Here is a 12,281-nt window from a genome sequence, read left to right on the forward strand (position 1 = left end):
TATCAACATATCTGGCGTTGACTTTTGGCACGCTGTTGAGTTCTCAAGGAACGGACGCTTCCTTCGAAACCGTCTCACCGGCTTCTCCGGACGTTTGCCCTTTCGGTGTTTCCGACTCTATCAGATCGAATCTGCTTGGAGTTCGGAGGGCTTCTTGCGCAAGAATTCCGTCGCCGGATTTCTTGGTTCGAAGCGGAGAAGAAACTAACTGCTGCTGCCGAGCTTGTCCAACTCTAGGCAACTGTTCGAATCTACTGCCCTCGGTACACCGCGTCAACGGCTTTCCGGGGCGGAGAGGACAGTAGCAGGTTCCCTGCTGTCCGCGCACATCATGCGGCTGTCGGCAGGTCTGCGGAGCGGTCGACACGGCGATGTCACCGGTTTCGCCCAGCTTCACCGCTCGTCGGCCGACGACGTAGACGTAGGTCAGGAAGGCCAGTTCTGCCAGTAGACCGATGAGAAATCGTGCCCCGGTTGGCAGGCCGGACGGGGGCACGAAGGCTTCGATGACCTCGGACACCAGCAGGACGGGGGTCAGCCCGAGGGCCATGCGGAGGGCGGAACGCCCTCCTGCGCCAGTGCTGTTCGTCGGCTTCGTGGGCCGGGATCGATGATTGTCCAGCCAAAGCGAAGCCCTGTCCCCGCGGCGACGAAGACGGCCGTCAGTTCGAGGAGGCCGTGCGGGAGCAGGAGGACCTGGGGGAGCAGGAGGCCGAGGAAGGTGTCGAGGCGGCCGGCCGACTCCATGAGGACAAGGCCGACGCCGAGGTTGAGGACGTTCTGGTAGCAGACCCAGCACCGGGATACCGAGAAGGGCTCCGAAGACGAGGCAGATGGCGATGGCCTGGGCGTTGTCCGTCCAGACCTGGGCGGCGAAGGACGTGGCCGGGCGACTTGAGTAGAGGTCTCGTACTGACCCGCCTGGCCGAGTCATCTCGCGCAGCCCTTCCGGGGCTCCGATGGTGGCGCGGACTTCTGGATGAGTGCCCAACCGCCATGCGATGAGCGCGGCCAGGACGGTGGACGGGAGCGCGGTCGGCACCCACCAGTTGCGGGAGCGGTAGGCAGCTGCGCGAAAGCTGGCGGCGAAGAAGTGCGCGACGTTACGCCATGAGGCGGTGTGTGTGTCGGTGACCGCGCTGCGGGGACAAGGCGTACGGGCCCGGGGCCGGGGGTGTGCGCTGAGTGAGCTGGTGACAGGCGACGCTGTTGTGCTCGGGTTGCGGCCGGCGCGGCTGCCGCGCAGGGGGCTGGCGGTCTGCGTGGATCTGGTGCTCGCCTGGGTCATCTACGTCGCCTTGGCCCTCGCGCTGCTCAGGGCCTTGGCTTCTCTGAGCGTGGTGGCGATCGCGGACGTGCAGGTGGGCTCTTTCTGTTGGTCCTCGTCGGGGTTCCGATCGCCGTCGAGACGCTCAGCGGGGGACCCTCGTTGGGGAGGATCGCGGCGGGCTGCGGGTCGTACGGGAGGATGGTGGGCCGATCCGGTTCCGGCATGCGCTGGTGCGTGGGGCGCTGGGGTCGTGGAGAACCAGCTGCTGTTCGGGCTGATGGCCTGTGCGGCCTCGCTGGGTCGGATCGGGGCGGCGGCTGGGCGATGTGTTCGCCGGGACGCTGGTGGTGCGGGAACGCGTTGCTGGGGCGGAGGAGATGACCGTGCAGCCCGCAGTGGCTGGAGGGGGAGTTTGCCGAGCTCGATGTGTCGAGCTTTCCGAACTCGCTGTGGCTCGCGGTCCGGCAGTTTCTGTTGTGGGCTGAGCAGTTGGACCCTGCTGTTCGTCTCTCAATGGCCGAGCAGCTGGCGAACGACTTCAGGGAATGGACCGGGGCGCCGGCACCGTATGGGATCACTGCCGCCGACTGACTGGCGGGTGTTGCGGTTATGGCGGAGCATCGGCAGCGGGAAGCGCGGCGGGTCTTCTTCGACTCCGGGACAGCTTCCACTCCCCCTCTTCCCCGGCTCCTCCCTTTTCCTCCGATCCGAGTTCCCTCAGTTCGAAGGGGACGGGAGCGGGCCGACTCCTCGCGTACGGGCTTCGTGTCGTCGTCGTAGGACCGGGCCGTCAGTTGAACGTCGACGGCGGTGACTCGAGGTCTTCCAATTCGATGCCCGGGGCCGCGAGAACGACGTCGCCGGCGATGTGCACCGCGTGCTGCTCCCCCGTCTCCAGGTCGTTGACCTGGTAGTTCTCCACGACGAGGGGGCCGTTGTCAGTGGCGTGTGTTTCTCTGTTCAGCAGCGCCCAGGACTGGTCGAGAGTGCGGGGGGCGAGGACGGGGGGTGTGAACGCAACGAGGCGGATGCGAGTGGCCCGGTCACCGGGAGACGGGCGCAGCAGCCGTGAGGTCGCGACGAGGAATGCGGGGGATGCCCCGGTGAAGGAGTGAGCGGCGACGTTGCCCTCCTGGGCTTGCTCGCCCGCGGGGTCGGAGCGCACCCAGGTGACGCCGTCCAGTGCCGCGCCGCGGATCTGCCAGTTCGCGGCGTGGAGTTCGAGTCGGATCGGGCGGCCGAGTTCGTCGAGGGTGAGGTCGACAGAGCCCGCGTGCTCTCCCGAAGGGGTGGTGAGCTGGGAGACGTAGCGCCAGCCGGAGGGGCCGGTGGCGCAGTGGAAGTGCTCTTCGCCGAGGAAGGTGTGGTCGTGCGGATCGTGCAGCGAATATCGGCCGCGGGGCATGGGCGGTGTCCGGGGTCGGTGCGGTGACGCCCAGGCCCCCGCTAGGGCGGGGGCCTGGGACCGGTCTGCCTCCCGGCCTGCCCGGCGGTTGTACCGCCGGACCCGGCGCGGGAGGGTCAGATGCGGATCGTCGCCGGGATCAGTAGCGGTAGTGGTCCGGCTTGTACGGACCCTCGACCGGGACGCCGATGTAGGACGCCTGCTCCGGGCGGAGCGTGGTCAGCCTGGCGCCGAGTGCCTCGAGGTGGAGGCGGGCGACCTTCTCGTCGAGGTGCTTGGGCAGGACGTAGACGTCGGTCGGGTACGACTCGGGCTTGGTGAACAGCTCGATCTGGGCGATCGTCTGGTTCGCGAAGCTGTTGGACATCACGAACGAGGGGTGTCCGGTGGCGTTGCCCAGGTTCAGCAGGCGGCCCTCGGACAGGACGATGATGGTCTTGCCGTCAGGCCAGGTCCACGTGTGGACCTGCGGCTTGACCTCGTCCTTGACGATGCCGTCGATGGCGGCGAGACCGGCCATGTCGATTTCGTTGTCGAAGTGGCCGATGTTGCCGACGATGGCCTGGTGCTTCATCTTGGCCATGTCCGAGGCCATGATGATGTCCTTGTTGCCCGTGGTGGTGATGAAGATGTCGGCGGTTCCGACGACGTCGTCCAGGGTCACCACCTGGTAGCCGTCCATCGCCGCCTGAAGGGCACAGATGGGGTCGATCTCGGTGATCAGGACGCGGGCGCCCTGGCCGCGCAAGGACTCGGCGCAGCCCTTGCCGACGTCGCCGTAGCCGCAGACGACGGCGGTCTTGCCGCCGATGAGGACGTCAGTGGCGCGGTTGATGCCGTCGATCAGGGAGTGGCGGCAGCCGTACTTGTTGTCGAACTTCGACTTGGTGACGGCGTCGTTGACGTTGATCGCCGGGAAGAGCAGCGTGCCTGCCTGGTGCATCTCGTAGAGGCGGTGGACGCCGGTGGTGGTCTCCTCGGTGACGCCGCGGATCTCGGAGGAGAGCTGCGTCCACTTCTGCGGGTTCTCGCTCAGAGTGCGGTTTAGGAGCTGGAGGATGACGCGGTGCTCGTCGTTCTCGGCGGTGTCCACCGAGGGCGCGGCGCCGGCCTTCTCGTACTCGACGCCCTTGTGGACGAGGAGGGTGGCGTCACCGCCGTCGTCGAGGATCATGTTCGGGCCGCCGGTGGTGGCGTTCGGCCAGGTGAGGGCCTGCTCCGTGCACCACCAGTACTCCTCCAGGGTCTCGCCCTTCCAGGCGAAGACCGGGATGCCCTGCGGGTTGTCCGGGGTCCCGCCGGGGCCGACGGCGACGGCTGCGGCGGCGTGGTCCTGGGTGGAGAAGATGTTGCAGGAGGCCCAGCGGACCTCGGCTCCCAGAGCGACCAGGGTTTCGATCAGCACGGCCGTCTGCACGGTCATGTGCAGGGAGCCGGTGATGCGGGCGCCTGCCAGGGGCTGGTCCGCGGCGTATTCCTTGCGGATCGCCATCAGGCCGGGCATCTCATGCTCGGCCAGCGTGATCTCCTTGCGGCCGAAGGCCGCCAGCGAGAGGTCCGCGACCTTGAAGTCCTGGCCGGTCGTGGAGGTCGTCGTCATTGCGAGCTGCTCCTCGGTGTCGAGAAATAAGGCTGGCTGGTCCGTGCTGCGGCGCGGGACGGTGTGGTGCCGGTCGCGCGGAGGCGCACATCGTCGCCGGGCACACTCGTCCCCTGCTCGCAGCTCAGTCCGTCGGAGGCCCTCTCTCCCTCGGTGGCCCGCGATGCGGGCCGCCCGACCGCCATCAGCAGCGACGTCTGGCTCTACGAATCTACACCGCCCGTCCAGGGGACCGGACGGGCGCCGCTGACAGCAAGTACGCCTCGGGGTCGGTTTTCGGCCGCTTGCTTTTTGGGCCGTCCGGCTGGTTCGGTGCACCCTGCGGCCTCGGCGACTGCGACTGCAACGGCGCGAGAACGCACCCCTCCACACACTGGCCGAGCTAGGAGTTTCCACGTGACCAGTCCTGCCGATCCCCGTGACGGAGCGGCTCCCCCGGCCGGGCCGGGGCTGAAACTGCTTGCCGTGACGGCGTGCCCCACCGGTATCGCTCATACGTATATGGCCGCGGAAAAACTGACCCAGGCCGCACAGGCCCGTGGTATTGCCCTGAAGGTGGAGACGCAGGGCTCTATCGGGGCAGAGAACGTCTTGACCGACAACGATGTCAGCGCCGCGGACGGCGTCATCGTCGCTGCCGACAAGGACGTGGACCTCAGCCGGTTCGGGGGCAAGCGCGTGCTGGTCGTCGGGGTGGCGGAAGGCATCAGCGACCCGGACGGCCTCATCGACCGCGTACGCCAGGCGCCCGTCCACCAGGGCGGAGCAGCCCGGGCCGGGGGCGGAGACGGCCAGGGCGGCAGCGGAGGGTCCGGAGACGGCACGGGCGGCACCGGAGCCGCCGGAGCACCGTCGGGTCCTACGGGGGCCAGGAGCCGGGAGCGCAGCATCGGCTACAAGGCGCTGATGAACGGGGTCTCATACATGATCCCGTTCGTGGTCGTCGGCGGGCTGCTGATAGCCGTCTCGCTCGCCCTCGGCGGGCACCCGCAGGCCGACGGCGGTCTGGTGATACCCGACGGCAGCTTCTGGAAGCACGTCAACGACATCGGCACCATCGGGTTCACGCTGATGGTCCCGATCCTCTCCGGCTACATCGCCTATGCGATCGGCGACCGCCCCGCTCTGGTGCCGGGCATGATCGGCGGCTGGATCGCCAATACGGGCGAGCTGTACGACTCCAAGTCCGGGGCGGGCTTCATCGGGGCGATCGTGACCGGGTTCCTGGCCGGGTATCTGGTCCGCTGGATCAAGCTGCTGCCGGTGTCCCGGTTCGTGCGGCCGATCATGCCGATCATCGTGATCCCGATCGTGGCGACGTCCGCGCTGGGACTGTTCTTCATCTACGTCATCGGCAAGCCGATCTCCTGGGTCTTCGAGAATCTCACCGACTTCCTCGGCAGCATGACCGGCACCAGTGCCGCGCTGCTGGGCGTGGTGCTCGGGATGATGATCGCGTTCGACATGGGCGGCCCGGTCAACAAGACCGCGTTCCTGTTCGGCGCTGGGCTCGTCTCCAAGAGCCCCGAGGTGATGGGTATGTGCGCGGCGGCCATTCCGGTACCGCCGCTGGGCCAGGGTCTGGCGACGCTGCTGCGCCGTAAGTTCTACTCCGACCAGGAGCGGGAGACCGGGCTGGCGGCGCTGTTCATGGGCTTCTTCGGCATCACCGAGGGCGCCATCCCGTTCGCCGCCGCCCGGCCGGCCACGGTGATCCCGGCCAACATGCTCGGTGGCGCCGTCGCGAGCTGTGTCGCAGGGCTGGCCTCGGTCGGGGACAACGTGCCGCACGGCGGGCCGATCGTGGCGGTGCTGGGCGCGATCGACGGTGTGGCGATGTTCTTCGTGGCAGTCCTGATCGGTACGGCCGTCACGGCGCTGACCACGGCGGGCCTGGTGACGCTCGGGGCACGCCGTTCCCGGACCGGATCACCCGAAACGCGCAGCATGGACGGTACGGACGGTACGGACAGCACCGTACGAGCAGGCACGCCAGCGACGCGTAAGCCGGGCAGCGCGGAAGCCGCCGGGGCGGCGGCCGGAGTGCTCTCCGGATATCTCACCGCGGAGACCGTCAGCGAGCAGCTCTCAGCTGTCGACAAGGACGCCGGCATCCGGGAGATGGCCGCACTGCTGGAGCGCAGCGGCAAGGTTGCCGACAGTGCGGCGCTCGTGCAGGCGGCGCTCGCCCGGGAGGAGCAGGGCACTACGGGGCTCGGCGAGGAGATCGCCATCCCGCACGCCAAGACGGACGCGGTCACCGCACCGGTCGTCGGGTTCGCACGGTCGGCCGAGGGCATCGAGTGGGGCGCACTGGACGGGACGAAGGCACGGTTGGTGTTCATGATCGCGGTGCCCGAGGCGGCAGCCGGTGACGAGCATCTGCGCATCCTGGCCCTGCTGTCCCGCAAGCTGATGGATCCCGCGTTCCGTACGCGGCTGCTGGAGGCGCCCGACAAGGAGACCGTGCTGGACGCGCTCGCCGAGATTCGATGAGGCAGCCGCACAGCTGAAACACATCACGAGGAGGGCCCGCCCCGAAACCCTGGGGCGGGCCCTCCTCGTGCTGTGGCTGCGGTCAGGCGCTCGGGCCCGTCACGTCCGACGGTTCGGAGACGGACTCCGCACCGGCCTCCTGGGCGCGGTAGATGTCCGGCTCCAGGTAGATGACCCGGGCGATCGGCACGGCTTCGCGGATGCGGTGCTCGGCGGCGTCGATGGCGCGGGCGATCTGGGCGGCTGTGTCGTCGTGCTGGACAGCCACCTTGGCGGCCACCAGGAGCTCCTCCGGGCCGAGGTGCAGCGTGCGCATGTGGATGACGCGGGTGACGGTCTCGCCGTCGACGAGCGCGGCGCTGATCTTCTCCCGTTCGGCCGGGTCGGCGGACTCGCCCAGCAGCAGCGACTTGGTCTCCACCGCCAGTACCAGCGCGATGACGACCAGCAGCGCACCGATGCACATGGTGCCGATGCCGTCCCAGACGCCGTTGCCCGTCAGCAGCGCGAGGCCGACGCCGCCGAGGGCGAGGAAGAGGCCGACGAGCGCGCCGAGGTCCTCCAGCAGGACGACGGGGAGCTCCGGCGCCTTGGCGCGGCGGACGAACTGGCCCCAGCTGAGCTTGCCGCGGACCTGGTTGGACTCCTGGATGGCGGTACGGAAGGAGAAGGTCTCGGCGATGATGGCGAAGACCAGGACGCCGACCGGCCAGTACCAGTGCTCCACTTCGTGTGGGTGAGCGATCTTCTCGTAGCCCTCGTAGAGCGCGAAGACGCCACCGACGGTGAACAGGACGATGGAGACCAGGAAGCCGTAGATGTAGCGTTCACGGCCGTATCCGAACGGGTGCTCCTCGCTGGCTTCCTTCTTGGCCTTCTTCCCGCCGAGCAGCAGGAGCGCCTGGTTTCCGGAGTCGGCGACGGAGTGGACGCCTTCCGCAAGCATCGAGGCCGAGCCGCTGAAGGCTGCCGCGACGAACTTGGCGACGGCGATGGCCAGGTTGGCGCCCAGCGCGGCGACGATCGCCTTTGTTCCGCCTGATGCACTCACGAGTCCCGGGTCCTTCCTACTGCTGTGCGACCGTCCGGTCAGACGGCCACGGTGGCGCGGAAGAGCGTACCGTCACCGGAGATCCGTACTGGCTCCCCTGCCGAAACGTACGCGGACTGCCCGGGGCCGAGGCTGAGTTCTTCGCCGCCGCCCTCTCTGGCGTCATCCTGCACGTTGTCCTCACCTGCGTGCAGTACGACCGCTCCCGCGGTGCACAGCAGGATCTGCGGGGCAGGCGCGTGCAGGGTGTGCGGACGGGCGCCGGGGACGAGGACAAAGCGGGAGAGCCGGAACTCTCCGACGGGCGTCTCATAGACCTCCTCGCCGCCCGCGTCGTCCGCCTCGGGGCGCAGGATGCCGGGTTCCGTCGGCTCGAAGCGGACGATACGCAGCAGTTCGGGCACATCCACATGTTTGGGCGTCAAGCCGCAGCGCAGCACGTTGTCGGAGCTGGCCATGATCTCGACGCCGAGGCCGCTGAGGTAGGCGTGCGGAACTCCGGCGGCGAGGAACAGCGCTTCGCCCGGGCGCAGGACGACGTGGTTGAGGAGCATCGCGGCGAGCACTCCGGGGTCGCCCGGGTAGTGGTGCGCGAGGTCTGCGTACACGGCGTACTCAGGGCGCTCGTGGGCCGCCTCGGCGGCTTCGGCGACCGTGGCGGCCATCGCGTCCTTGTCGGCCGTCAGAAGGGCCGTCAGGACCTCGCGCAGCGCCTCGCTCTCGGGGCGGGCCCGCAGGATGTCGACGTACGGCTTCAGGCCGTTCACGCCGAGGCCCTCCAGCAGCGCCGCGGCCTCCTGGGGATGCCGGAAACCGCACAGTCCCTCGAACGGGGTGAGGGCGCAGATGAGTTCGGGCTTGTGGCTGTCGTCCTTGTAGTTGCGCTCCGGGGCGTCCAGCGGGATGCCGCGTGCCTCCTCATCGGCGTACCCCTGGACCGCCTGCGTGCTGTCGGGATGCACCTGGAGGGAGAGCGGGGCCGCGGCTGCGAGCAGCTTCAGCAGGAACGGCAGCCGGGGCCCGAACGTGCGCACTGCCGGGACGCCCAGTTCGCGCTCCGGGTCGGAGGCGATCGCCTCCGACAGCGGGAGCGGTCCGGTGCCCCGGTCGATGCGGGAGGGTGCACCTGGGTGGGCACCCATCCACAGCTCGGCCTGGGGCTGACCGGTGGGCTTCTCGCCGAGCAGTTCCGGGAGGGCGGTGGTGGAACCCCAGGCGTACGGCCTGACGGTGTTCTCCAGACGGTCCATGAGGTGTGCTGTTTCCTGTCGTGCTCGGAGGAGTCCGTGCGGGGTGCGGATGTCCGTTCGGGCTGCGGGAGGTCGGGTAGGGGGCGGCCGGTGCTCGGTCACGCCCAAGGGGAGTCGCTGTCGGCGAGCGTGAGGTAAACGGCGGAGAAATCGGCGGTGGCGATCAGCTCGGCCGCCGCCTCCAGCGGGCTGCTGCCTTCGGCCGGTTCCAGCTCACTGAGTGCCGCCTCGTGCGCGTAGGCCAGATCGCGGGCGGCCACGGTCGCGGACTCGCTTCCGGGTGGTTCCTCACGCAGCAGGACGACACGGGCGCGGGTCGTCTCCGGTTCCTCGACCCGGTCGCGGAAGAAGTCGTCCGGGTCGCAGCCCGGCGTGAAAGGACCCGACAGCAGTGCGCCGTGCGCGGTCATGGCCTCGGGCAGTTCGGCCGCGAGGGCCGGCCGGCCGCAGAGCGCGGCGAGGACGGCGGACCAGTGGCGCGCAGCGGCGCCCGCGATGCCGCCCTCGCTCCACAGCAGCGGCACCGCACCCGACAGTTCGACGGCCAGGGTCTTACCGGGGTTGCTGTAGGGCGGGATGGCGGGGCCGCAGCGTTCCGCGATCTCGTCCAGCCGGTCGGCGATCGCCGTAACGGCTGACGGTCCGGTCTGGGTGAGCCCGAGACGGTCGGTCAGGAGCAGCAGCGGAGTCAGCAGCGCCCAGAACGTGCCGGGGGCGCCGACGGGCTGGCCGGCCAGCGTAGCGGGGGTTCGTCGCGACCCGCGGTCGCTGTCCTGGCCGTCCCGCTCGGTCTCGCCGTTCTGGTCGCTGCCACCGTTCGGGCCGTTCCCGCCGAGCGGCCCGCCTGCAACTTCCGCGTCCAGCGGGTGCTCGGGGACGTCCGGCGAGGCGTACACCTCGTACGGGCCGGGCGCCAGCGGCACCGCGAGGCCCCGGGTCTCACCCAGCGCGTCGGCAAGCGGCGCGCCCTGCGGGGTGACGGCGACGACGGTGCAGCCGCGGCGGTACGCCTGGTCGACCAGGGCCATGAGGCCGGGTTCGGTGCCGTCCGGAGTGACGAGCAGCAGGAGATCCACCGGGCCCGCCCAGCCGGGCAGCGGCCAGCGCAGTGCCCCGGTGGCCGCATGGGCGCCGGAGGGGCGCAGTCTGGTGACGGGTACGGCGCCGTTGGTGAGGGCGCCGAGCAGGTCGGTGACACACGCGGTGGCCGGCCCCGGTCCTGCGACCAGGAGCGCGCGGGGACGGCCCTCCGGCTTGAGCTTGTCCAGACCTGCCTCGGTGGCCTGGCGCAGCCCCGTACGGACGCGTGCTCCGGCCTGTGCGGCGCCGCGCAGCAGACCGCGTACGTCGGCGCGGGCGAGAGCCTCGGGGGCGTCGAGGAGCGTCTCGTCGAGCATCTTCCGTGGCCTCCGATCGGCTTCCGGTGCTGCGCATACGGGTGCCTGCTGGGCGTCCCGGCCGTAGCGCCGGAACTCAGCTGTGCGCCGGGTCAGGCGGGGCGGCGGGCCTCGTCCACCAGGAGCACCGGGATGCCGTCGCGCACCGGATACACCAGGCCGCACTCGGCGCCCCCGGTGCACAGCAGTTCGTCGCCCTCCTCGCGCAGCGGCGCGTGGCACGCCGGACAGGCGAGGATCTCAAGGAGTCCGGCTTCGAGCGGCATGTGTTCCTCCAGGTGCGGTGCGCGGCAGCTGTGGGCTGACTGTGCAGCTGTGTGCTGGCTTGTGCGGTCAGGGTACCGCCGGGGGCGGCCGACGGTACCGGCGCTGCTGTCAGACCGCGGAGGTGGTTTCGCCCTCTGCCCGGACGATGGCCAGCACCTCGTCGCGGATGCGCTCGACGGTGGCGGTGTCACGGGCCTCCACGTTCAGCCGCAGCAGCGGTTCGGTGTTGGAGGGGCGGAGGTTGAACCACCAGTTGACGCCGGTGACGGTGAGTCCGTCCAGCTCGTCGATGGTGACGCCCTCGCGGCCGGCGAAGGCCGCCTTGACGGCTGCTGTGCGGTTGAACTGGTCCTGGACGGTGCTGTTGATCTCGCCGGAGGCGGCGTAGCGGTCGTAGCGGGCGACGAGCTGGGAGAGCGGGCCCTCCTGCCCGCCGAGCGCGGCCAGCACGTGCAGGGCCGCGAGCATGCCGGTGTCGGCGTTCCAGAAGTCGCGGAAGTAGTAGTGCGCCGAGTGCTCCCCGCCGAAGATCGCCCCGGTCCTGGCCATCTCCTGCTTGATGAAGGAGTGGCCGACCCGGGTACGGACGGGCAGGCCGCCGCTCTCCCTGATGACCTCCGGGACGGACCAGGAGGTGATCAGGTTGTGGATCACGGTGGAGCCTGGCTCCTTGGCCAGCTCGCGGGAGGCGACCAGCGCTGTGATCGCGGACGGGGAGACCGGGTCGCCGTTCTCGTCCACCACGAAGCAGCGGTCGGCGTCGCCGTCGAAGGCCAGGCCGAGGTCGGCGCCGACCTCGCGCACCTTGTGCTGGAGGTCGACCAGGTTCTTCGGATCGAGCGGGTTGGCCTCGTGGTTGGGGAAGGTGCCGTCCAGCTCGAAGTACATCTCATGCAGTTCGACCGGCAGCCCGGCAAGCACGAAGGGGACGGTGAGGCCGCCCATCCCGTTGCCCGCGTCGACCACGACCTTGAGGGTGCGGGTGTCCGACAGGTCGACCAGGGAGTGCAGGTGTGCCGCGTACTCCTCGAGCATGTCCCGTTCGGTGACGGTGCCTTGGGGCTTGTCGGAGGCAGGCGCGCCGCCCGCGGCGGACCACTGCTCCGCCAGGGAGCGGATCTCGGCAAGTCCGGTCTCCTCGCCCACCGGTGTCGCGCCGGCGCGGCACATCTTGATGCCGTTGTACTGGGCGGGGTTGTGGCTGGCCGTGAACATCGCACCGGGCAGGCCGAGTTTGCCGCTGGCGAAGTAGAGCTCGTCGGTGGAGCACAGGCCGATCTCGGTGACGTCGGCGCCCTGGCCGGCCGCGCCCTTTCCGAATGCCCGGACGAGACCGGGAGAGGAGGGCCGCATGTCGTGTCCGACGACGATGGCGGAGGCCCGGGTGACGTGGACGAACGCGGCGCCGAAGAGCTCCGCTGTCGTCTCGTCCCACTGGTCCGGCACCACACCGCGCACGTCGTACGCCTTAACGATCTGAGACAGATCAGCCACGGCCAGCCTCTCCTGGGGTCGTCGGTCGGCAACGGCCCCAAATCTACCCGC

8 protein-coding genes and 1 pseudogene are annotated in these 12,281 nt (G+C 69.5%); 1 reads left to right on the forward strand and 8 read right to left on the reverse strand.

Going from position 1 to position 12,281, the window contains the following annotated elements:
* Window positions 1–329 precede the first annotated feature (329 nt).
* The 3 genes and pseudogenes from ACTWP9_RS21810 to ahcY all read right to left on the reverse strand — a co-directional run.
* A pseudogene (locus ACTWP9_RS21810) lies at window positions 330–1,144 on the reverse strand (stage II sporulation protein M); the annotation flags it as partial.
* Between the two features lie 916 nt (window positions 1,145–2,060).
* A complete protein-coding gene (locus ACTWP9_RS21815; RefSeq protein ID WP_443247910.1) occupies window positions 2,061–2,675 on the reverse strand; it encodes a hypothetical protein in 615 nt (204 codons plus the stop codon).
* A 139-nt stretch (window positions 2,676–2,814) separates the two neighbouring features.
* Window positions 2,815–4,275 carry an adenosylhomocysteinase gene (ahcY, locus tag ACTWP9_RS21820; RefSeq protein ID WP_443247911.1) on the reverse strand — a complete coding sequence of 487 codons (1,461 nt, stop codon included), beginning with the start codon at window positions 4,273–4,275 and terminating at the stop codon, window positions 2,815–2,817.
* A gap of 396 nt (window positions 4,276–4,671) precedes the next feature.
* Here ahcY and ACTWP9_RS21825 point away from each other — a divergent pair, with 396 nt between their 5' ends.
* Window positions 4,672–6,771, forward strand: a complete 2,100-nt coding sequence (locus tag ACTWP9_RS21825) for a fructose-specific PTS transporter subunit EIIC (RefSeq protein WP_443247912.1) — start codon at window positions 4,672–4,674, stop codon at window positions 6,769–6,771.
* Window positions 6,772–6,853: 82 nt separating this feature from the next.
* Here the strand turns inward: ACTWP9_RS21825 and ACTWP9_RS21830 are convergent, their stop codons facing one another.
* The 5 genes from ACTWP9_RS21830 to ACTWP9_RS21850 form a co-directional block, all read right to left on the reverse strand.
* Entirely contained in the window at window positions 6,854–7,822 is a 969-nt protein-coding gene (locus ACTWP9_RS21830) for a cation diffusion facilitator family transporter (protein ID WP_443247913.1), read from the reverse strand.
* A gap of 38 nt (window positions 7,823–7,860) precedes the next feature.
* Complete coding sequence (gene manA, locus ACTWP9_RS21835; protein ID WP_443247914.1) at window positions 7,861–9,072, reverse strand: mannose-6-phosphate isomerase, class I; 1,212 nt, start codon at window positions 9,070–9,072, stop codon at window positions 7,861–7,863.
* Between the two features lie 98 nt (window positions 9,073–9,170).
* Window positions 9,171–10,469, reverse strand: a complete 1,299-nt coding sequence (locus ACTWP9_RS21840) for an SIS domain-containing protein (RefSeq protein WP_443247915.1) — start codon at window positions 10,467–10,469, stop codon at window positions 9,171–9,173.
* A 92-nt stretch (window positions 10,470–10,561) separates the two neighbouring features.
* Window positions 10,562–10,735, reverse strand: coding sequence for a Trm112 family protein (locus ACTWP9_RS21845; protein ID WP_078514689.1), 174 nt, complete (start codon window positions 10,733–10,735; stop codon window positions 10,562–10,564).
* Window positions 10,736–10,844: 109 nt separating this feature from the next.
* Window positions 10,845–12,230: a phosphomannomutase/phosphoglucomutase gene (locus tag ACTWP9_RS21850; protein WP_443247916.1), complete on the reverse strand. Its 1,386-nt coding sequence runs from the start codon at window positions 12,228–12,230 to the stop codon at window positions 10,845–10,847.
* Window positions 12,231–12,281: the final 51 nt, after the last annotated feature.

Origin of the sequence: Streptomyces sp. 3N207 (assembly GCF_052246355.1) — a bacterium.
Lineage (GTDB): Bacteria > Actinomycetota > Actinomycetes > Streptomycetales > Streptomycetaceae > Streptomyces.